The sequence below is a fragment of the Virgibacillus siamensis genome, from assembly GCF_900162695.1.
In the GTDB taxonomy this organism is placed as follows: Bacteria; Bacillota; Bacilli; order Bacillales; family Amphibacillaceae; genus Lentibacillus; species Lentibacillus siamensis_A.
On sequence record NZ_FUIH01000007.1, the window covers coordinates 2514994 to 2537115 of the forward strand.

At 43.2% G+C, this 22122-nt stretch carries 18 protein-coding genes; 4 read left to right on the forward strand and 14 right to left on the reverse strand.

Annotation, left to right across the window (positions count from 1 at the left end; genetic code table 11):
- Positions 1-31: 31 nt before the first annotated feature.
- Both B1K71_RS16080 and B1K71_RS16085 read right to left on the reverse strand, forming a co-directional pair.
- Complete coding sequence (locus B1K71_RS16080) at positions 32-3064, reverse strand: NPCBM/NEW2 domain-containing protein (protein ID WP_077328820.1); 3033 nt, start codon at positions 3062-3064, stop codon at positions 32-34.
- A gap of 414 nt (positions 3065-3478) precedes the next feature.
- Positions 3479-4210 carry a GntR family transcriptional regulator gene (locus tag B1K71_RS16085; protein WP_077328822.1) on the reverse strand — a complete coding sequence of 244 codons (732 nt, stop codon included), beginning with the start codon at positions 4208-4210 and terminating at the stop codon, positions 3479-3481.
- 432 nt (positions 4211-4642) lie between these two features.
- Between B1K71_RS16085 and B1K71_RS16090 the strand changes: the two genes are divergently transcribed.
- On the forward strand, positions 4643-5305 hold the full coding sequence (locus B1K71_RS16090) for a YrrS family protein (RefSeq protein WP_175631937.1): 663 nt from the start codon (positions 4643-4645) through the stop codon (positions 5303-5305).
- A 79-nt stretch (positions 5306-5384) separates the two neighbouring features.
- On the opposite strand, the gene B1K71_RS16095 is transcribed toward B1K71_RS16090, so the two are convergent.
- From B1K71_RS16095 to B1K71_RS16135, 9 genes are all read right to left on the reverse strand, one after another.
- Positions 5385-7052 (reverse strand): aryl-sulfate sulfotransferase, encoded by a 1668-nt coding sequence (locus B1K71_RS16095; RefSeq protein WP_139343346.1) that lies wholly within the window; start codon positions 7050-7052, stop codon positions 5385-5387.
- A gap of 200 nt (positions 7053-7252) precedes the next feature.
- On the reverse strand, positions 7253-8050 hold the full coding sequence (locus B1K71_RS16100) for a Cof-type HAD-IIB family hydrolase (protein WP_077328825.1): 798 nt from the start codon (positions 8048-8050) through the stop codon (positions 7253-7255).
- Between the two features lie 118 nt (positions 8051-8168).
- Positions 8169-9098 carry a 3-hydroxyacyl-CoA dehydrogenase family protein gene (locus B1K71_RS16105; protein WP_175631938.1) on the reverse strand — a complete coding sequence of 310 codons (930 nt, stop codon included), beginning with the start codon at positions 9096-9098 and terminating at the stop codon, positions 8169-8171.
- Positions 9099-9270: 172 nt separating this feature from the next.
- Positions 9271-10212, reverse strand: a complete 942-nt coding sequence (gene rbsB, locus B1K71_RS16110) for a ribose ABC transporter substrate-binding protein RbsB (RefSeq protein ID WP_077328829.1) — start codon at positions 10210-10212, stop codon at positions 9271-9273.
- Between the two features lie 18 nt (positions 10213-10230).
- Positions 10231-11166 (reverse strand): ABC transporter permease subunit, encoded by a 936-nt coding sequence (locus B1K71_RS16115; RefSeq protein WP_281250354.1) that lies wholly within the window; start codon positions 11164-11166, stop codon positions 10231-10233.
- Between the two features lies 1 nt (position 11167).
- Positions 11168-12667, reverse strand: coding sequence for a sugar ABC transporter ATP-binding protein (locus B1K71_RS16120; RefSeq protein ID WP_428848863.1), 1500 nt, complete (start codon positions 12665-12667; stop codon positions 11168-11170).
- Between the two features lie 18 nt (positions 12668-12685).
- Positions 12686-13081 (reverse strand): D-ribose pyranase, encoded by a 396-nt coding sequence (rbsD, locus tag B1K71_RS16125; protein WP_077328832.1) that lies wholly within the window; start codon positions 13079-13081, stop codon positions 12686-12688.
- The gene (gene rbsK, locus B1K71_RS16130) at positions 13078-13971 is read right to left on the reverse strand and encodes a ribokinase (protein WP_077328834.1); all 894 of its coding nucleotides are present in this window, start codon (positions 13969-13971) and stop codon (positions 13078-13080) included. The genes rbsD and rbsK overlap by 4 nt, the downstream gene beginning before the upstream one ends.
- Positions 13961-14962 (reverse strand): LacI family DNA-binding transcriptional regulator, encoded by a 1002-nt coding sequence (locus B1K71_RS16135; RefSeq protein WP_077328835.1) that lies wholly within the window; start codon positions 14960-14962, stop codon positions 13961-13963. The genes rbsK and B1K71_RS16135 overlap by 11 nt, the downstream gene beginning before the upstream one ends.
- A 500-nt stretch (positions 14963-15462) precedes the next feature.
- Between B1K71_RS16135 and B1K71_RS20005 the strand changes: the two genes are divergently transcribed.
- From B1K71_RS20005 to B1K71_RS16145, 3 genes are all read left to right on the forward strand, one after another.
- The gene (locus B1K71_RS20005) at positions 15463-15612 is read left to right on the forward strand and encodes a hypothetical protein (RefSeq protein WP_175631939.1); all 150 of its coding nucleotides are present in this window, start codon (positions 15463-15465) and stop codon (positions 15610-15612) included.
- A gap of 102 nt (positions 15613-15714) precedes the next feature.
- On the forward strand, positions 15715-17646 hold the full coding sequence (locus tag B1K71_RS16140) for a BglG family transcription antiterminator (RefSeq protein ID WP_077328837.1): 1932 nt from the start codon (positions 15715-15717) through the stop codon (positions 17644-17646).
- A 95-nt stretch (positions 17647-17741) separates the two neighbouring features.
- On the forward strand, positions 17742-19709 hold the full coding sequence (locus B1K71_RS16145; protein WP_077328838.1) for a PTS fructose transporter subunit IIABC: 1968 nt from the start codon (positions 17742-17744) through the stop codon (positions 19707-19709).
- 115 nt (positions 19710-19824) lie between these two features.
- On the opposite strand, the gene B1K71_RS16150 is transcribed toward B1K71_RS16145, so the two are convergent.
- The 3 genes from B1K71_RS16150 to B1K71_RS16160 form a co-directional block, all read right to left on the reverse strand.
- The gene (locus B1K71_RS16150) at positions 19825-20748 is read right to left on the reverse strand and encodes a DMT family transporter (RefSeq protein WP_245799399.1); all 924 of its coding nucleotides are present in this window, start codon (positions 20746-20748) and stop codon (positions 19825-19827) included.
- A 149-nt stretch (positions 20749-20897) separates the two neighbouring features.
- Positions 20898-21317: a MarR family winged helix-turn-helix transcriptional regulator gene (locus tag B1K71_RS16155; protein WP_077328842.1), complete on the reverse strand. Its 420-nt coding sequence runs from the start codon at positions 21315-21317 to the stop codon at positions 20898-20900.
- Positions 21318-21385: 68 nt separating this feature from the next.
- Positions 21386-22120 carry an SDR family NAD(P)-dependent oxidoreductase gene (locus tag B1K71_RS16160; protein ID WP_077328843.1) on the reverse strand — a complete coding sequence of 245 codons (735 nt, stop codon included), beginning with the start codon at positions 22118-22120 and terminating at the stop codon, positions 21386-21388.
- Positions 22121-22122: the final 2 nt, after the last annotated feature.

The following is a 22122-nucleotide window of genomic DNA, read 5'->3' on the forward strand; positions in this document are numbered from 1 at the left end:
CGCGCTTCGTGCCAAAGCTGGATTCCCATTGTCATTCAAATAATATCTTAGCACCTGCCCAATCGGCGTGATCACCTGTTTTACCGTCTCCGGCGGTTTTTACAACAAGCTTCAATGTGTCCACACTTTCAATACTTACATCAACATGTTTCGTATCCGAAGTTCCAGTCATCACTCCGCTGTCATACAGCTTCTGACCGTCTCCAAACACCTGGAAAACGACACTTCCATAGTCCGGAATTTCATCATCAACCCCTATATCCGCAACAAATCTGGAGCTTTTATTTGTTAAACGATTCAAATCATAGGTAATCTCGGACAATGCGTGGGCGCCGAGCCCTTTGTCATACGTCACGCCGTCAAGCGTCAGGGGCTTGCCTCCATTACTACTGTCAATCTGCAACTGTCCCCATCCGTTCGTTACATCGGTCCAGTCCAGATCACTTACCCACACGCCATTTGACAAAAGGGTTTCGACCATTTTTGTGTCTGAAATAGACCATTCTTCTCCACGTAATTTATAATCAGCCTTAACGCTAATCGCATAGTCATCAGGTTGAGTGTCTTCTGGGACTTTTACGTCAAATACGGCAGCTGCTTGGCCTCCTTTGGGAACTTTCTTGAAGTCTTTTTTCTTCTCGGTTTCCCATCCTTCTGGTAAATCCAGTGTATAATTGATTCCATTCAACGTATAATCCGTATTATTCGTAAATTCCACCGTTAGTTCGGAAGCTTCACCAGGCATGAGTTTGTCCGGCGCCTGAAGCTCAGCCGACACGGCAGGTATGTCATCTTTTCCACCAACAGCGCTTGCGCCATGCATCGTGATCGTTAATGATTCACTGGTCGGTACAGGTTCAGTTTTGACATAGACGATACCACCTTGCTTATCATTATCATAATACCAGCCTTCAGAAGCCCTCTGATATGCTTCCTTTGTATTAAACTGTCTCAGCTTTTTATTACTTCTGAATACATTTCCGGGTTTTTTATCGGAATGTACAGTAAACTGATAACCTCTATCTTCCGGCATGTTATCAAATTCACCTTCATACGCTCCCACCGTTATTTTAATCGTTCCATTTGTTTTTTCAGGGGCAGAAACATCAAACGTTTGTTCTGCAAACTCACCCTGCTTGTATTCAGTCGTCACACCTTCATCCATATACAAAGTAAAGCTCGAATCACCTTTTGGATAGATATCCAAAGTTAATGGACGCTGCATCGCTTCGTGGTAATCATCCGTGTTTGGTGCCCACATCGGGATAATCGCGCCGGCTTTTACAAACAGCGGCAATTTACCGAGTGAAGCGGGATAATTATTAACTGTCTGCTTGCCTTCATAAACGTCACCATTCCAATAATCAATCCAAAGACCTTCTGGAAGATAAATATTATTACGCACATCAGTATCTTTATAAACTGGTGCCACCAGGAATGATTCCCCTGACAGGAACTCATATTTGACTGATTCCCCCCACGTCTTAGGATCATTTGGATATTCCAGAACCAGTGACCTTACAGGCGGAGTTCCATCACGGTGCGCCTCGGCGGCATATGTGTACGTATAAGGCAATAACCGCTCATGCAGCTTCAGATATTTTCGGTTAATCGATGTATACGGTTCCCCATATACCCATGGCTGCTTGTCCTTTGATGCCCAGCCGGACATAGCGATTGACATTGGAATAAATGCTTTCCATTGCAAGTCGCGGACATACGTTTCAGCGCTGCCTCCGAAAATGCCGTCAATATCGCTGGAGGCAAATGCCTGTCCGGATAACCCTGAACCGGCAATGGTCGGTATCGTGAAACGTATGTTATCCCATGAGCCATATTGGTCGCCGGTCCACATGGTACCGCATCGCTGAGCACCTGCCCAGCCCTCAACCATCCAGACAAATCCTCTGGCATTGCTGTTGTTCTCAATCCCGTTATAAGCCGTTTCGCAGGCATTTAAAGCAAATTCGTAACCTTTTCCGACCCATGCCACATCAAGTTTACGAACACGGACACCAGCTTCACCCACTTCCCACTTCTGATCAGGTAAACCATTCTCGGTCCACAGGCCAAGCTCAACGCCATGATTTCTCAGTTCGTTCCCCACTTGTTTCAGATTTTCGTATCCGCAGCCGTAGCCGTCATTTACAAGCATCCAGCCAACAGGCATGTCATGTTCAATGTAGCCTTCCGCTATGTTGACTGCATCCATTGTTGTTTCGCCTTCTTCGTTGTAGCAATCCGCATCACCGAGCTCCAGCCCGTAAATAGGCGGCATAAAAGGACGACCTGTCAACTCTGTGTAACCATCCAAAATTTGTTTAAGTCCCGGACCATAAAAATAAAAAGCGTCAAATCGTTTCTCATTATGCGTTGTTTTCACAGGTTCTTTAAACGAATACTGACCCGGTTCAAATGTATTGCGTAACACACCATAACCTGCCGTACTCATATAAAATGGTGCTGCGTTTGGATTTCCTCCGTCATTCCAATCATAGGATACCGAAATATCAATGGTGTCTCCACGATGTGTAAAACGTCCATTTTGCATACCGCCTCCAAAATATTGTTCCTGTTCACCACGCTTGAGTGTCTGAACAGTTTTCTTATCTGTCCAGGTCAGCCCTTTAGCTTCCTCCCAGATAATTGTTTTATTGTCGGCTTCATATAATGCAAATCGTAAAGGATCCTTATAAACACGCAATACGACGTCATCGGTGGATATTTTGTAATATTTGCCTGCATCAGATTCACTTGGCTGGATAGAAGGATAGTCCTTTTTCACGGTAATTTTACCATCTGTAGGATCCTTAAAATTTCCATCCGGGGCCATCCTGATTCGGAACATATCACTTTTATAAAAGTTCACTCTCACCTTGGCGTCATCCGCAGTGATTGTGTATAAGCTGCCGTCCGAAGTAATATCAGTAACGTTTCCAATAACTGTCGTGTTCTTATCAGTTTCAGCATCAACGGAAGCGGAAAAAACGCCCATAGCCAATAACAATACTGACGCAGCAAGAATTGTGATGACAAAAGGGAAATTTTTCAAATAGGATTTCAATAGTTAAACCTCCTTTTTAGTAAACTTCTGATTCGAAAGCGTTTTCAACAACCAGACAACGCTTCATAAAAATTGTATTCACCTCCTCTCAGTCCATATACTGTCAACGGGTTGTTGGTACAAGTTGATCTAAAAATAGAGACGGACAATTTCCTCGACACAGAATATTTCCAATTTTCATCCCCCTATCTTATTAGGATGACAAGCTCTGGTCATTACGTCAAGGGTATATAAAACCATTATAAAATAGTTATAAAGAACTAATACATAGAAATAAAAAAGGGCTTGAGATAAAAAATCCCAACTCCCTTATTCACCAAAACCCGCGTAATCTTACTATTCTGCCCCGGACTAACCCATGCACAAGTATTTGCTGTAGGGTTGTTGGGTCAAATATCATTGTAAAAAAATTCATCACATTAATTCCGTGTAAAACCTGCAACGATCCCCCCGTACAATGGAGCGGCAAAATTCAACGGGCAGACCTTCCTTATTGCGGGCAGTCCGGTCCAGCAACAGAGCCGGATATCCCTCTTGTACTTCCAGGTACTTACTCTCATAATCCCGGATAAGTACAGGCTCAAATATCTCTTTTGCCTTTGTGACAATAATACCGAATTCTTTCTCCATCAAATCATAGAGTGAATAGTTTTCCAACTGTTCTCGTGATAGCCCTGGAATAAGTTTTTTCGGAATATAAGAAGTTTCAAGGATAATCGGCTCATCATTCGCCTTACGTAAACGCCTTAATGCAATAACTTCCTCTTCTTCCCCGATTTGCAGCTGTTTCGCAATACTCCTTTTAGCCCTTGTCGTTTCTATACTAATAATCAGATCTTTCGGTTTCATGCCTCTTTTTTCCATAACCTTACTGAAACTATAAAAACCGGTAAGGGATTGTTCGAATTTCGGCTTTGAAACGAAAGTTCCTTTCCCCTTTATCCGTCTGAGGAACCCCTCCTGAACAAGATCATCCAAAGCCTTTTTCACCGTATTCCTGCTGATTTCATAATCATTTCGGAATTCATTTTCAGATGGAATTTTTTCACCGGGGGACCATTCACCCGACTCTATCTTTTCTTTCAAAATTTCCTTTAATTGATGATATAAAGGCACAAAACTGCCATGGTCTAATCTTTTCGCCATTTTAATCCCTCCCCTCTTATATTCTTTTTCATTAGTATAATGGATTGTGATTGTATTTGAAAGCGGAAGAGGGAGTTTAGTAATTAAGGTGACGGACACCGGCAAAAACAACCTCGCATAACAGCGATTATGTCTATTTGGACGGATATTGGTTTTGCTTGGATAATCAATCCTTCATGTAGCGGCTTCACCTTTTTGTTCAGCGAAGAGCGGCAGTTCTTTCGGCGGCTTTCGTGTTTTGTTCGGCGGTAACTGCTATTCCTTCGGCGGCTTCCACATTTTGTTCGGCGCGAGCGGCAATTTTTTCAGCGGGTTCCTCCTTTTGTTCAGCGGAGATCAACCCAAGTAACGTAAAAAATCACCGCCCGCTTGGTTTAAAAATCATGTATCTTGGGTATGGACACTTATAAAAATTTCACAGAGGAGATTAACATGAAATCAAGACATTCCATGCGCAAGAAGCAGCGAAATAAAAATATTGTAATTAATTCCCTTATTGCCATAGTCTTTGCGCTTATATTAATTATTGGGGGAAACTTGTTATTTAATGGCAGCAAAACAGCGGATGAAGGGGATTCTAATAGCAAGGACAATAACATTGAAACCAATGATGATAAAGACGAAAATGCTGATCAAAAGCAAGAAACAGGAAATAAAGATCCTGATCAGCAAGCAAAGGAACAGAAAAGCAAGCAGAATGAGGATGAACCCAACAAACAAGGGTCATCCGATGATAATAAAACAGAGCAGGATAAGCAAAATACAGATAAAAAAGAAAAAAACGCCAAAAAGGACAAAAATAAAACTGAACAAGGCGAAACTGGCAAGCCCATTGGCACTTCCCAAAGCGGCCCGCATACTTCCAGCTATGATAAAGGCACAGTTGACTGGAATGAAAAAGTCAAAGCCATTCAAACTGCAACTGGACTGGATGACGGCATGACCATTTGGCGAATGGAAAATGGCGGTGGGCCACAAAAGTCCATCGGGAAGGTTAGTCCAAATGGTGTATCAGACTGGATGTATATCGTGCAGCTGCAATGGGTTAACCAAAAAGGCTGGAAAGTGACAAGTGTAAATAAACAAAGCCGATAAAGCAACGGGACGGACGGTTCTTCTGCTTCCCTTATTCCTAATAGAAAAGGAAACATGGGAACCGTCCCCATGCTTCCCATCAGAATTGATATCGCTCTACCCATGATCCTGAGTATAAGGTGTGACGCTGTGCCCGATATACCCATGCACCTGTTGGAAAATCGGTGGCAATTGCTTCAAATACAACTTTTGGGTTTTCATCTTCTGTCACTTCGACTATGTGACTGCGCTTTCCGTCATTGACAAAACCGAAGTCGATCAACCGGTTTCCGCTTTTCTCAAGATATTTGGCGCTGCCGATGATTTCTGTGAATAACGTTTCTCCGCGTTCCTTGCCGTATGTCCAGATAATTTTCGCTTCCATCGTTTTTTCGTTAATACGATAATGTGTTCCTGCACTGTATTTCCCGGAAAGTTCATCATTTCCGCGTGTCTTGACTATATTGTTATCATAAATTAAAAGATCAATGGTGTCAGGGTTATTGTCGAAATCCGGCATAATCGTTGGATCGTGCTGTCCGGCCGGAAACTTAAAGTTTTTCCCTTTCCCCTCAACCAGATACGCATCATACTTGTCCTTCCAATCCTCAGGAGGTGCGAGTATCCAGATAATTTCTCCTGTCTCGTAATCGATTTTCATCACTGCATCTTGGTTCCGCCCCGAGATTACAAGGCTGCTGTCACTCTCGTCATAAACCACTGCATTCTGATGGAACCAGTCGATTGCATTATCTTCATTGTCATTTGTGTAATTTTCATAAACCCCTTCCGGAAACAACTTTTTCAAATCAAACCGTTTCACAACTTCACCGGTTTGCCGGTCGATTTCAATCATGGTGTCTTCAATATACGTTCCATCATCATCATTCACCGTCAGAATGAAGTTGCCATTCGGAAGTTCGGAGGCATCGTGATGGATCAATGTTTTTTCCAAGCCCTTTGCTTCGGAATGTGCAGGTTTTTGACTGATTTTAAATGCATTGTATATTCTACCCATTAGATTCATTTCGCGAAGGCGGTTATAAGCATCCCCGCTGTTGGAGTCCTTCCCAAGATAAAGGTAGTTTCCATTTTCGAGCTGCTTGAACACATGACTGTTATATGTTGAACTGTACCATCGAATATCTCCATTCAAATCGAATGCATACGGATATTTTGTACTTGGTATTGCAAAAGTTAAACTATTCTCAGGCATATCAATCAAGTCTCTTTTGACGGTTTTAATCGTGATATCCGGCAAATATTTTGGTAGCTTTCCGGTTTTGATATGAACGGTTTTTTTCTTTGTCTTGCCGGATACAGTTTTTGCTTTGATCACAACTTTGTTCTTATAATTCGGATAAAGTCCAAGTACAGGAAGCTGATGCTCCGTTTTTAAATGGTTCATTGTCTTGGTTATGTCTGCATCACCATGTTTACTTTTTACCTTAAACGTGACGGTTGATTTCTCTTTTGTTTCAAACATAATCAGTGCTGCAAGCGGAGCCCTGTTATATGGGTCAAGCTTGACATAGGGATCAGATAACGTACTTCCTTCACTTTCCTGAAGCATTTTCTGCTCCATTTTTTTCTGCTTTTTAATCACTGTATTGGTTGGCTTCGGAGGGTATTTGTATGCAGCACCTTCAGTTGAAAAATCATCTTCAACCCTTTCCGTTACATCATTACCGTCATTATACATAACAAACCATAATACACCGGCCACTGCTACTAATACAATTACGAAAGCGATTACTGTCTTTTTCAAGCTAGTTCCTCCTCGTATTTAACCAGAACTAAGTTAAATATATACTACTTCGTGTCAAGCGTAAAGCTGCTGCTTATAAAAAACCCATACAGCAACCTACTCACATGAGGATGAACAGCATTCGTACAGTAATAAACAAAAGAGCCATCCCTCAGAAACCGAGACACCTCTTTATTAAAAAGCAAACTTTATTATATGCTTTAAATCACATTGGCCTTATCATATGATTGAATCAGGTAGCTTTCGATAAACTCGGCTAACCCATCATGTTCATGATGCCCTGTAACAATATCAGCCGCTGCTTTGACTTCATCGCTGGCATTCGCCATTGCTGCACCAACTCCGGCACGTTGCAGCATTTTTATATCATTTGGTCCGTCCCCAATAGCTGCGACTTCACTTGGATTAATTTGAAATGCGCGCAGCAGGCTTTTTATACCGAACCATTTCGAAACATTCGGTGCCACCAGCTCAAACCCGTCCTTCCAATTGATGACTTCTGCTTCTTTATGAAACATAGCCGATAAATCAGGACATGACCCACCGGTTTTTACACTGTATTTGAAAACATCCTGATAATTTGCCTGTCTTAAATCGCCGATATAGCTCGGCGCTATTTTCCCAACTTTCGTCCAGTATTCGATTTCTTCGGTTATTTCCTTACAATACAGCCCATTCGCTGTATGGATCGTAACATTAGAATTTTCAGCAGTTAATCGGTGAAATTTTTCATCATCTAATTGAACAGTTCGCATTTGCATCACGCTTCCTGTTAATGCCTCATAAATAGCGGCACCATTCAAACAAATCATCGGAGTTCGCAAACCAATTTCTTTATGGAATGGAGCGGTTACTTCGTAGTGCCGACCGGTAGCCAGAAAAACCTTGATCCCACGGTTAGTCAGCCTATTTATAGCTTTCAAATTCCGATCGGAAATACGTTTCGATGCATTTAACAGCGTACCATCCATATCAATAAATATCGCACGAACACTCAATTATATGCCCCCTTATCCGTTTATACATTCATCCTAACATCCGAATATTAAGCCAACGTAAACTCTGTGTATAAATTAAATTAAGATTTTGGATAAGCGGTTTTTCTAAGACAAAAGCTTACTTCCGCTGCAACAATTTCAAAAGATCCAGAAAATGATCATCCCGTGTATGGATGGCTTGCTCACCGTTATCATCATATTTGTAGAATCCTTGGTTCGTTCGAATGCCTAGCTGGTCGTTTTCCACCATTTCCTTTAAAAAGGAAGGTACTTCTCTTGTATTTGACAGATCCTGCAAGATGTTTCCAACCATTGCCTTTGTTGTTTGCAGGCCTGCCAGATCCTGGCTTTCCATCGGTCCGCAAAAACCCCATTTGAAGCCCATGCTTCCTTTCATGGCGATATCGATATCCTCTGCGGTTGCTACCCCCTGTTCCATTAAGTTGAACGCCTCACGAAGCATTGCTACTTGGACACGGTTGACGATAAAACCTGTAATCTCTTTTTTAAGAACAACCGGTGACTTGCCGATTTCCTTCATTAAGTTGTACGTCGTTTTAACAATGTTCTCATCTGTATGTTCAACTTTTACAATTTCCACAATCGGAACAAGCTGTGGCGGGTTAAAGAAGTGCGTAATGATAAATCTCTCAGGGTGTTTCGCCTTTTGCGTTAATTCCTCTAATGGAAAAGTGGAGGTGTTGGACGTAATAATTGTTTTATCGGAGACATTGTTTTCAATAATTTCGTACGTATCTAGTTTTTTTTCAAGATCTTCCGGAATTGATTCAAAAACAAAGTCAGCATCCCGTATCGCTTCGTGCAAATCTGTTGTATATGTTATACGGGACAACGCTTCCTGCATATCATTTTCAGTCAACATTCCTTTATCAACCATAATTTTCAAACTATTCGTCATGAGCTCTTTTGCTTTTTCCAATGATGACTCGCGTCTTGCGCGAATACGCACATTTTTTCTTGCCTGGGCAAATAATTGTGCCGCACCATGCCCCATAACGCCTGCTCCAAGTACTGTGATATTTTGCATTTTAATGCTCCTTTTCATGCTCCCTAATTTTCAAGAACGCTTTCACTCATTTTAAGAAATATTTCGTTACATTTAAACATAATAATTCCGCTATGCGGGACAATATGAAAATTTTTATATAATATGCAATTAAAAGAGAACCACCCCATACCAGAGCAGTCCTCCATCACAACTATTTAATCATTTCCAGCTCAACAGGAATAAACTCTTCAACCGACTTGCCGTTCGCTACTTTCTTGGCAGCATCAATTGCTTTTTCACCAATTAGTGTTGGCTGCTGGGCAATGGTTGCGTCCATTCGGCCGTCTTTAACTGCTTTCCTTCCATCATCTGTGCCATCAAAGCCAACAACGATTACATCTTCCATTCCCTCTGCCTCCAGGGCTTGGACTGCTCCCAACGCCATTTCATCATTATGTGCGAAAACGGCATCGATTTGTTTGGTGCTTTGGATTATATTTTCCATTACATTTAATCCTTCTGTTCGGTCAAAATTTGCGGACTGGCTGGCAATGATTTTCAGACCATCCTTGCTGTCCACGATATTATGAAATCCTTTTCCACGTTCTCTTGTGGCGGATGCACCAGGGACTCCTTCCAGTTCGACGATTTTACCACTGTTCCCCAGCTTTTTCGCAATAAATTTACCGGCCATTTCGCCCCCTGCAACGTTGTCGGAAGCGATGTGTGTTACGACTTCTCCTCCATCGGCACTTCGGTCAACAGTGATCACTGGAACATCATTATTGTTTGCAATTTCTATTGCCGAAGTAACTGCTTCTGAATCGGTCGGATTGATTAATAATACATCAATATCCTGTTGCATTAAATCTTCCACACCACTTAATTGTTTAGAGGCATCATTTTGTGCATTTGTCACAACCAACTCCATGCCCGCCTCTTCAGCAGCTTTTTGCGCACCATCCCGTAATGTTACAAAGAAGGGATTGTTAAGTGTTGAAACGGAAAGACCCACTTTAATCGTATCATCGGAACCTCCTTCTGATCCCTTTGATTCCTCACTGTCCGATGATCCCGGCTTTTGCAAAGAACATGCACTAACCAATAACACTAAAACTGCCAATACACCAATTCGTTTCAACCATGTAACCATTGCAATTCCTCCCTAAATTTAGTTGGATTTCCTGTCTAATAACACTGCAAGTAAAATAACGCCGCCTTTAACAATTTGCTGATAAAAAGATGAGACATTCATCAAATTAAGGCCGTTATCAATAACTCCAATTATTAATGCACCTACAAGTGTTCCAAAAATCCTTCCGCGACCGCCCATCAGGCTTGTACCACCGATCACAACGGCAGCGATGGCATCCAACTCGTACATCATTCCGGCAGTCGGTTGGGCAGAGTTTAACCGGCTTGTCAAAATGATCCCTGCCAAAACGGATAACATACCAGTCAATGCATAAACCCATATTTTTACCCGATCCGCTTTAATACCGGATAAAATAGAAGCTTCCTCATTACCGCCGATTGCATAAACCTGGCGACCAAACACTGTTTTCTGCAAAATAAACATTAAAACCAGAAAGATAATGACCATCAGAATCACCGGAAACGGAATACCGAATACATACCCGCCGCCAATCATCTGAAATGCAAAGCTGTCAGACAAACCTGTTATTGGCCGCCCGTCCGTATAAACGAGTGTTGCTCCCCGAAATATAGTCATCGTTGCCAAGGTTGCAATAAATGGAGCTACTTTTCCTTTTGTAATGATGAGTCCGTTAATTGCCCCAAGGCCAAGCCCGATCAGCAGTCCCAGTAATACTGCCAGCATGGGATCCATTCCACTGGTAAGCATTCCGGCTGTCAATGCGCTTCCCAAAGCCAGAAGTGATCCGACAGACAGATCAATTCCGGCAGTCAGAATAACGAACGTCATACCGAAAGCAATCAGCGCATTAATTGAAATTTGTCTGAGCAAGTTGAAAATATTATCTAACGTTAAGAAATTATCACTCAGAAAACTAAGCACAATCATCATCAGAATTAAACCGATTAAAGGACCAAATTTTGAAAAGTCATTAAAAAATTTCGTCTTCACTTTACTCACCTCCTGTAGCAGCGGTCATTATTTTCTCCTGATCCGCCTCATTCCGATTGAATATTTTTTCGATATTACCTTCACGAATCACCATAATACGGTCACTGACCCCAAGAACTTCCGGAAGTTCAGACGACACCATGATGATTGCCACACCATTTTGGGACAGTTCATTCATAATCGAATAGATTTCTTTTTTGGCTCCAATATCAACTCCCCTTGTCGGTTCATCCAATATAAGCACCTTGGGCGCGATTCCCAGCCATTTCGCGATAACCACTTTTTGCTGATTTCCTCCGCTTAGTGACTTCGCTTGTTGCGAGGGACCGGTTGTTTTAACCTGTAATCTGTCTATCAATCTATTAATTAAATCTTGCTCTTTTTTCTTCAAAATAACGCCGTTGCGTGAAACCTCAGTCATATTGGGCAGCGAAATATTATCTCTTATGGAAAAATCAACAATGAGACCTTTTGCTTTACGATCTTCCGTAATAAATCCAATACCTGCTTTAATTGCATCGAAAGGGTGTTTAATGGTAATTTTTTTGCCGTCCAGCAATATTGTACCTTTTGTCTTCTTCGCATACCCGAAAATGGTTTCCATAATTTCCGAACGTCCTGCGCCCATAAGCCCGGCAACACCCAATATCTCACCTTTTTTAACATCAAAGTCGATATTGCTGAATAAACCTTTCCGATTAAAATTCCTGACTTCAAGGACTACATCGCCTGGTTTATTCTGTTTATCCGGAAACCGTTGTCCAAGTTCACGTCCCACCATCATTTTGACAACCTGCTCAAAACTCGTATCATTGATCGTTTCCGTGCCAATATACTGACCATCACGAAGAACAGTTATCCTGTCACAAATATGGAAAATTTCCTCCATGCGGTGGGAAATATAAACGATGGAAACTCCCTGTTCCCGCAGTGCATGAACGATCTGGAACAAACTATCAATCTCATGATCGGTCAGTGCCGCAGTAGGTTCATCCATCACAATCAATTCCGCATTCGCAGATAACCCCTTGGCAATCTCAATCATTTGCTGTTTACCGACAGACAGATCCCCTGCCGTATCATTGGGATGAATGTTCGTTACCCCTAATTTTTTCAAATTGGCCAAACATTGCTTCCGCATTTCTTTTGTATTCAGAACGCCTGTTTTTCCATACGTAATGTCTTTGCCGAGAAACATATTTTCCATGACAGTCAGGTGCGGAATAATATTTAATTCCTGGTGAATCGTGATAATTCCCTTTTCTTCCGCTTCTTTCGGATGTGAAAAATGAACTTCCTTACCGTTTAATTTAACGACTCCATCATCCCGTTTATGGATGCCGGTAAGAATTTTGATTAACGTCGATTTACCTGCACCATTTTCTCCCATTAACGCATGAACTTCGCCTTTACGGACGCTGAAATGAACGTCCTTTAACACGTGATTTCCGGAAAATGACTTGTTGATCCCTTCCATTTCGATAAAAGGTTCCGTCTTCAATTGGTTCACCTCATTTCTTTAAAATAGTACACCGGACTTTAAAATAACATTCGCGAATGGAGACGCTTCCCCTGTGCGAATCACTGCACGGGCATCCTTTATATTGCGTTTAAATTCCTTATGGGAAATGTACCGTATCGGCAATTCACGATAGGTTGATTGAATATTGTTATGAAGTGCCAGGTTGGATTGCCTGATTTCTTCCGCCAACACCATTTCTTCGATTACCATATCTTCAGCAACCGTCTCCAATACCTTTCGAAAACCCGGAACATTCAATTTCAGGGAAACATCAATACACAGCTTGTCTTTCGGAACCGGCAGTCCACAGTCCGCAATGACCAATGTATCGGTATGTCCCATCTGGCTTAATACGGAAGCAATATCGCGATTTAAAATACCTGCTTTTTTCATGCATGCTCACCCTCTTCCAGAAATGCTTCAACCTCGTTTCGGGTCGGCATTCCATGCTGTGCACCAATTTTCGTCACGGAAATAGCAGCAGCTGCATTAGCAACCAGGATTGCCTGATGAAGGTTTTCACCGCGGGCGATTTCCGTTGCCAGTGCTCCGTTAAATGTATCCCCGGCACCGGTTGTATCAACCGCTTCAACCTCATGTCCGGCAATCTGCTGCGGGGTACCGTTTTCAGTAAATGCTACTCCGTCATGCCCTTTGGTAGTAACAATTTTCCCGGCTAGCTGATCAACCAGGGAGCTATTTTGCAGTTCACGCGCCTCCAATTCATTAGGAGTCAGATAGGTAACACGATGCAAGACACTTTCGTTCAGCTGCTGGAACGGCGCCGGATTTAACATGACCGGAACCCCTGCTTCCCTCGCAATTTGTACCGTTGTTTCAATTGTATTGATCGGAATTTCCAGCTGAAGCAACACGATATCACTCTGCTCAATTAACGTTCGCTTGGATTCCACAAGCTCCGGTGTGACATGATTGTTTGCCCCGGAAACCACGATGATCCGGTTATCCCGTTCACTTAAAATAATATTTGCAATTCCGGTAGCAGTATCAGGGACAGATATGATTCCTTCTGTATCGATACCCTCATTTTTCAGATTATCGGTAACTGTTTTACCAAAAGGATCATCTCCCACAGCACCGATGAAATTCACCGCAGCTCCCATTCTTGCAGCTGCCACAGCCTGGTTTGCACCTTTGCCGCCCGGATTGGTGAAAAATTCATCGCCTAACGTTGTTTCACCTTTTACAGGCATTTTGCCGACAGAAACCGTTAAATCCATATTGATACTTCCTACAATACAAACAGTTGGTTTATCCTTCATACTCTCCCGCCCTTTCACCGGTTGATTGACGTTCGATTAATTGTACGTCTAATGTTTCATTTTTAATCGTTGGATTTTCACTGGAAATTTGCGTAATCAGCAGCTCAGCAGCCCTTGTGCCAATTTCATAGATCGGCTGTGCCATCGTCGTCAGTGCAGGAGTGATGATTTTGCTGATGGAAATTCCATCAAATCCAATCACCGCTAAATCGTCCGGTATGGAAATTCCCAGACTTGCTGCAGCATTTAATACACCAGCTCCCATCAAATCATTTCCCGCAAACAGACCGTCCACTTCAGGATTGCCAGTCAGCAGCTGAATCGCCGCCTTTTTGGCTGTGTCAAAATCATATTTCCCTTGCACGACGTATTCTGGCTTAAACCAATCTTCATCTCCCACTTCATCCAAATAGCCCTGGCGCCGTTCACCAGCACTGCTTATCTTTTCGGGCCCGGCAATGTGTGCAATTCGGTTACAGCCGAGCGACTTTAAATGTTGAACCGCTTTTCTTGCACCTTCCCGGTTATTAACAGTCACCGAGGAAACCTTGGTGCTGAATACCCGGTCAAGGGCCACAACAGGAGCGTTAATTCGCTGTAAATGATCTTCCGTAATCGAATTGGATACAATGATAAATCCATCGACAGACTTCTGCTTCAAGGCATTCAAATATACGATTTCCTTCTCCAAATCGTTATCAGTATTGCATAAGACAAAATTATATTGGTGGTGATTGGAATAATCCTCCACCGCCCTGGCCAATTCCGGGAAAAAGGGATTCGTAATATCAGGAACAAACAATGCAATCGTCCTGGACCTCCCCTTAAAAAGACTCCGGGCCACATCATTAGGCAAATAATTCAATTGTTTAATAGCTTCCTGAACCCGGGTTTCAGTTGCCTTATTGACATAACCATTCTTATTCAAAACCCGTGATACAGTAGCGGTCGAAACCTCCGCCAGTTTTGCTACATCTCGTATTGTTGCCATGTTCACATAACCACTTTCTCAGACTAAATATTTTCAATATGTAACCCGTTACATGTAACGGGTTACATATTATAATAAACCGTTTTCATATAGGTGTCAATTGGAAAAAAAAGGTGCGCAATCGCGGCAGCACCTTTTTTGTTTCGACAGGGAAAATGCCCTTTCCTGCTGTCATCATCTATATATTGAATAAAAGTAATTATCAACCTTCCAATCCGGAATTCAACCTTCAGCCTCGAATATCAACCAATATCAGCCGTTTTTCAACCAACGGCGGCAAGTTATCAACCTTCAACGTACATGTATCAACCTTTACACAGAATAAATCAACCATCGATTCAAAGCATCAACCTTCCACGGGCCGATAGTTATCAAGACTTAAGGTTGATTCCATATGATGAAGGTCGATTTCATATTCGGAATGGTTGATTCTTCCCCTGCAAAGGTTGATTGCCTGCCGTGGAAGGTTGATAATTTCTTTTAAAGGTTGATTCGGAGCCATGAAGGTTGAAAATATCGTTGGGAAGGTTGATTCTTTACGCGCAGATGCGCTGCTTCCGAAACTCCATCCACATTTCCGAAAAATACCCGAGGCATCACACCGTATGCAAGTACTAATGTTTACCTTTGTATTTCTGGCCGGAAGTTAGGGACGGTACTTCGGGCAAACACCCAAAGAAGCACGATAACCGCCCCAACGCTTGCCCATCCTCCCTTTCTCCGCTATCATATTAAACGGATGGTGGACTAACATGAATAAACGACAACAGGCTTTATTGCGATTATTGCTGGCAAGGACGGAGGAGCCGCTTCGAATTCAGGAATTGGCGGCTAAACTGGATTGTTCGGAAAAAACGGTGCGCAATGATTTGAAGCAATTAGACGGTTCCTTAAAACCTTTTCCATCTGCTGTAATCACCCGCAAACCCGGGAGTGGCATTCGCTTATCAATCGGCAGCGACGATTATGCGGAACTGATCAACCATATGTACCAGACCGAAAAAGCCGGCACATCTGAACACGAGCAGATCCTGATACTTGCTCATCAATTGCTGATAAGCGATAAGCCGAAAACCTTAACAGTGCTATCGGAAAAATTGTATACGAACAAAATGACTGTCCGGAATTACCTGCATATGATTGCCCACTGGCTTGAACAGTATGATCTGAAACTGATATCCAAACAGCGCATCGGCAACCATATTGAGGGCAGTGAATTGAATAAACGGAACGCACTGGCTCATCTTACAGATTTAATTTCCACGAAGGTCACGGAACCAAAACGAGATCATATGCTGCAGCTATTCCCGGCTCATGAAATTGGTACGGTTAGAAAAGCCTTGAAAGATCTGCAGCATACCTTTCCTGTACCTTTGACACAAGGGGAAACAGAGAGCCTGCTTATTCATGCGCTGATTATGGTGCAGCGGACCAGAAATCGTTCTCAGCTATCATTGGATTATCCAGAAATCAAGCAAGGGATAGACTCGGAGGCTTCCCGGATGACAGACTGGTTTTTAAATCGACTGCAGAATGCGCTTCGGATCTCCTTCCCTGACAGTGAACATATTTATTTCACCTGGCATTTGCAAAGCTGCCAACACCTGAATCAAAGCCTAAATACATCCGACAAGCAGCAAATCGAAGACATCGTCCAGCATCTGACAACGCAGATGCAAATTATGGCGATGACGGATTTCACGCAGGACAACATCTTGTCAAAAGGACTTTTCACGCATTTGGAGTCAACATTGAACCGGATCCGCCACGGGCTGGTTATTACCAATCCCATGCTGACAGACATCAAGCAAACATACCCGTACATGTTCAGCATGGTTGTCTTTTCACTGGAGGAAGTCAACAAATCCTATCAGTTAAATATCCCGGAAGATGAGGCGGCATACCTTGTCTTGCATTTCCAGGCGGCCATTGAACGAATGCGAAAAGATACAACCGCCATGAAGCGCGCAGTCATTGTCTGTGAACTTGGCATTGGCATGTCCCATCTGCTGCAGGCAAAACTTGAGCAGACCTATCAGAACATTGACATCCAGGCATGCCTGAATAAAGCCGAAACAAAAACTTACCTTGCCGAAAACAACGTTGATTTTGTCATCGCAACTACGGACTTACCGGACACCGGGATCCCGGTCATTCAAATTTCCCCGTTGTTGAAAGAAAAAGACAAAAGGCAGCTTAACAAGTTTTTGCAATCGATGGTGGCCGAAACAATTTCCGTTGAGCAGTCCCTTAAACATGTCGGCCAGCTACTGGATGAAAAAACAATTTATCTGGATGTCAATCTGGATCACCGATTTGAAATTGTCGAACTGCTTGCCGGCAACCTGTTTCAACAAGGCTATGTTAAAAAAACCTTCATTCACAGTTCGCTGGCGAGAGAAAAATCAGCATCGACTGAAATTGGCGGTGGTATCGCAATCCCCCACGCCAATCCGGATTCGGTCAAACGATCGGTTATTTCCATAGCCATCCTAAAAGACCCGATTGAATGGGGAGAACAGCTCGTGTCCGTTGTTTTTCTGCTTGCAGTGTCTGCGGCTGATCAAGACAAGGCGAGGCCACTTATGCAAACCATTGCCTCCATCAGTCAACAGCCGGACATCATCCAGCAGCTAAAACAGGCTGAAAACTCTTCTGATGTCGTGGCCATTTTCCGCAAATAATTCATTTTTACCAATCGTTCCGGTAAAAATGAATTATTTTTTTGCTGAAAAAGGAAGATATAATTAAAGCAAATCGACGAATGGAGGAAACAACAATGCGCATTTTAGCTGTAACCGCTTGCCCGGTCGGCATCGCCCATACGTACATGGCAGCAGAAAACCTGCAAAAAGCTGCTGATGAAATGGGCGTGGATATGAAAGTGGAAACGCAAGGCTCAATCGGTGCTGAAAACGAGCTGACTGAACAAGACATCGCTGAAGCGGACGGCATTATTATTGCCAGTGATAAAGATATAGCGAAAGATCGTTTTGCCGGCAAAAAACTGCTCGTTGTCGGAGTACAGGAAGGCATCCGAAACCCAAAAAAACTTATCGAGAAAGTCCAAAACGACGATGTTCCTGTTCACGGCGGTGACATGAAATCTGTCAGCCATGTAAAACAAGAACGCAAGAAAAAAGAGAATCAAATCTATCGCCACCTGATGAATGGTGTCTCCTACATGATTCCATTTATCGTTGTCGGCGGACTGTTAATCGCGATATCGCTTGCCCTTGGAGGCAACCAGACGGAAGGCGGCATCGTTATTCCGGACGACTCGTTCTGGAAACATATTGAAGCTATTGGAGCTGCTTCCTTCAGTTTCATGGTGCCAATCTTAGCCGGATTCATCGCCGTCAGTATCGCGGACCGTCCCGGATTGGTTCCCGGCATGGTCGGTGGTTATATTGCGGCGAACGGAAGTTTTTATGGAAGTGAAGCAGGTGCAGGTTTTATCGGCGGCATTATCGCCGGATTCCTGGCAGGCTATATCGCACTTGCGATTAAGAAAATCAACGTGCCAAAATCGGTACAGCCTGTTATGCCGATTATTTTCATTCCAATTATCGCTACCCTGATCGTCGGTGTACTTCTGATTTTTGTCATTGGTGCACCAGTTGCCAGTGTATTTGAAGGTCTGACAGGCTGGCTGGAAGGAATGCAGGGTGCAAGCTCGATTGTGCTGGCATTAATTCTGGGGGCCATGATTGCCGTTGATATGGGCGGACCATTCAACAAAGTGGCTTTCCTGTTCGGCGCAGCCATGATTGCGGAAGGAAACTATGAAATTATGGGGGCAATTGCCGCGGCCATCTGTATTCCGCCGCTCGGCATGGGTCTTGCCACCTTTATTAACAAACGGAAATTTAACCCGGCGGAAAAAGAAACCGGAAAAGCATCCTTTACGATGGGGCTGTTTGGTATCACGGAAGGTGCCATACCATTTGCCGCCCAAGATCCACTGCGTGTCATCCCGAGTATAATGGTCGGTTCCATGACAGGGGCCGTCATTGCCATGCTGGGCGGCGTCGGGGACCATGTTGCCCATGGCGGACCAATCGTTGCTGTGCTTGGCGCTGTTGACAATGTGCTGATGTTTTTTGTTGCAGCAGCTGTCGGTACTGTCGTTACAGCATTCCTTGTCAACTTCCTGAAAAAAGATGTCATGCCGGCTCCGGCTGCAGCAACCCCGGATGGCGGAAGTGTTGCGGTTAATGATGAAGGAAGTAATCCGATAGAAGAATCAATTGGCAATCAAGATGAAAGCGAGCAAAAAGAAATCACCATTACGAAACTGACCGACATCTTAACGAAAGATTTAATCAATACGTCGTTAACAAGCAATACGCAAGATGAAGCAATTGATGAATTAAGCGGAATGCTCGACGCACAAGGAATTATCTCATCCAGTGAAACGTTCAAACAGGCCATCTATGCACGTGAAAACGAAAGCACCACCGGTCTCGGCATGAGCATTGCCATTCCGCATGCCAAGTCAAAAGCCGTCAAAACCCCCGCCGTTGCATTTGGCATAAGCCAGGAAGGCATTGACTGGAACAGCATGGACGGCAGCAAAGCAAAACTCATTTTCATGATCGCTGCTCCGGAAGAACGAGCAGCAGACGACCACCTGAAAATACTGCAAATGCTGTCTCGGAAACTGATGGATGAGTCATATCGTGAAGAACTGCTGAATGTGACGTCAAAGGAAGAAGCTTATAAGCTGTTGGAGAGTGTGGAATAAAGCACAGTCACGATTTTCCACTTTCCAAATTGCTAATAATAAGCAAATCATAAGAAAAGCGGAAGGAGGCTCACTTATGCCTCCTTCCGCTTTTCTTCTATTAAATTACATTCCATCAATTTAATTGTCGTTTCCGTTTACCCGTATAATTCACAGCGATAATCCCAATCGCCACCAGCATTAGGGCACCTATTATTTTTAATGTCAATTCCTCGCCGGGAATAAATATTGCTGACAAAATAACGCCTGATACGGGTGTAATGAACTTGAACATACTGATTTCCCCAGCTTTATTGAACTTCAGGATAGAATACCATAAGGCGAACGCCGTTGTTGATAGAAGTGCTGCATAAATCAGCAGCCCCCAGCCAAGCGGCGTGAAAGTTATTGCATCAGAATCCAGTTGCGGAACCCCAATGATCAGCATAAGGCTCGCTCCTATCGTTAATTGCCACCCGGTCAGTGTAAAAGGATGAATCCCTACCGCAAGTTCTTTTGCCATAATGGTTCCAATTGAACTTGTGAGTGCGGCTAACAACATGAACCCCTCTGCAGTGAACCGAAAACTTAATTCAAAATCCTGCCCCCAGTTGGCTGCAACAATTCCTGCAAAGCCGGCAATTAATCCAAATGCTTTTTTAGTATTGATGCGATCATCACTGTAAAAAAAGTGAGCCAGCACAATGGTGAAAAACGTCCCGCTTGAAATTAGTATTGCTCCCTGCATTCCGGATACCTTTGCGAGCCCATTATAGAAAAAATAGTATTGCATCGCTGTTTGAATGATTCCAAAGATAATTAAAAACAAAAACTGTTTCCCCGAAACATGCAGTCTGTCCCTATTGAAAATAAACAAACCCACAAGAAGGATTAAACCTGCCAATAAAAATCGCATCCCGGCAAATACAATCTTGGCTATCGTGTCATCCTGAGCCATCTGCAATTCTTCGTAACTCACCTTTAATACCGGAAAGGCACTTCCCCATAAAATTGAACAAAACACAGCCGTACAAACGACGGCCCATTTTTTCCTGAACATATTCTCCAAACCGTGTCACTCCATGTTATCCATCTGTTTCTTTTTACTAGTAAATACTGTAACGGTACTGCCGGAAGATGTCCAGTGGGGTGCCTTTGTCTGTCCCGCCTTATTTCACCTACTTTCAGGCGACACATGAACTGGTCAGCTCATACCGAACGACCCAACTTCTCATAAATGGACAATAGCTGTTTTCTTTCCTCCTCGGTCAGTTTCTCAAACAAGTTTTTGCGCAGTTCCACTCCTTTTTGGTTTGCCCGTTGAACGGTTACAATCCCTTCATCGGTAATTCCCAGATTAACAATGCGGCGGTCAGTCTCATCTCTGATTCTCCGCGCCAGCTTTTTCCGTACAAGTTTTTCCGATAAATGGGTCAGGGTAGGAGGAGTCAGGCCCAACACCTTGGCAATATCTGAAGGCCGGCTATCTCCATGAACCATTAAATGACCGAGAACAAGAATATGGGAAACACCGAGATCTTCATCAAATACTTTATTCCATTGTACAATCAAGTTATTGGTTACTTTATCCATGCTATTAATAATTTGAAAAATAGTTGGTTCTTCCATTCAATTGATCCCTGCTTTCTATAAGTAAGAGCTCCCAACCATGTCGGGAGCTCTTTTTATCATACAAACTATTGTGCTGAAAATCCACCGTCAATGACCAATTCGGCACCGGTGATGAAAGCTGCATCATCTGACGCCAGGAACAATGCTGCCTTGGCAATGTCCTCAGGCTGGCCCAGCCGCTGCAATGGTGTTGCCTGAACAAGCTGGTCCAGCAAATCTTTAGACGTACTCAATAATTTTGTCATAGGTGTTTCAACAATTCCAGGGAACAATGCATTAACGCGGACGCCCTGGTTGCCAAAGTTCGTTGCAGCTGCTTTGGAAATCGCCCGTACTGCCCCTTTGGATGCGGAATAATGATTAAATCCCTGTCCGATTTGCGCTGTATAAGATGAAATGTTCACAATCGAACCTTTTTTCTGTTCCGCCATGTATGGCGCTATATGTTTCATCCCGGCAAATGGGCCGAATCCGTTTATGGTCAGCATTTTTTGCCAGTCATCAACATTAATTTCCGTGTATGGTTTTTCAGATGAGATACCGGCATTGTTGACAAGCACATCAATACTGCCAAAGCGGTCTTTCACATTTTTCGCGAAAGCTTTCCATTCCTCGTCCGACGCTACGTTTAATTTCATTCCATAAACGTTTTCTTTCTGACTTGCCGCTTTCAATGCTTCTTCATTAATATCAGCAGCAATGACGATTGCTCCTTCCCGGCTGAATAAATCAACCATATATTCACCGATACCGGAAGCTCCACCAGTGACCACAGCAACTTTATTATCTAATTTCCCCATCA

Bases quoted from the DNA above. Each gene is read 5' to 3' on its own strand.
- B1K71_RS16155 (WP_077328842.1), bottom strand. From the start codon at position 21,317: ATGGAAGAACCAACTATTTTTCAAATTATTAATAGCATGGATAAAGTA.
- B1K71_RS16145 (WP_077328838.1), top strand. From the start codon at position 17,742: ATGCGCATTTTAGCTGTAACCGCTTGCCCGGTCGGCATCGCCCATACG.
- B1K71_RS16105 (WP_175631938.1), bottom strand. From the start codon at position 9,098: ATGCAAAATATCACAGTACTTGGAGCAGGCGTTATGGGGCATGGTGCG.
- B1K71_RS16140 (WP_077328837.1), top strand. From the start codon at position 15,715: ATGAATAAACGACAACAGGCTTTATTGCGATTATTGCTGGCAAGGACG.
- B1K71_RS16085 (WP_077328822.1), bottom strand. From the start codon at position 4,210: ATGGCGAAAAGATTAGACCATGGCAGTTTTGTGCCTTTATATCATCAA.
- B1K71_RS20005 (WP_175631939.1), top strand. From the start codon at position 15,463: ATGAAGGTTGAAAATATCGTTGGGAAGGTTGATTCTTTACGCGCAGAT.
- B1K71_RS16135 (WP_077328835.1), bottom strand. From the start codon at position 14,962: ATGGCAACAATACGAGATGTAGCAAAACTGGCGGAGGTTTCGACCGCT.
- rbsB (WP_077328829.1), bottom strand. From the start codon at position 10,212: ATGGTTACATGGTTGAAACGAATTGGTGTATTGGCAGTTTTAGTGTTA.
- rbsD (WP_077328832.1), bottom strand. From the start codon at position 13,081: ATGAAAAAAGCAGGTATTTTAAATCGCGATATTGCTTCCGTATTAAGC.
- B1K71_RS16160 (WP_077328843.1), bottom strand. From the start codon at position 22,120: ATGGGGAAATTAGATAATAAAGTTGCTGTGGTCACTGGTGGAGCTTCC.
- B1K71_RS16150 (WP_245799399.1), bottom strand. From the start codon at position 20,748: ATGTTCAGGAAAAAATGGGCCGTCGTTTGTACGGCTGTGTTTTGTTCA.
- B1K71_RS16090 (WP_175631937.1), top strand. From the start codon at position 4,643: ATGAAATCAAGACATTCCATGCGCAAGAAGCAGCGAAATAAAAATATT.
- rbsK (WP_077328834.1), bottom strand. From the start codon at position 13,971: ATGAAGGATAAACCAACTGTTTGTATTGTAGGAAGTATCAATATGGAT.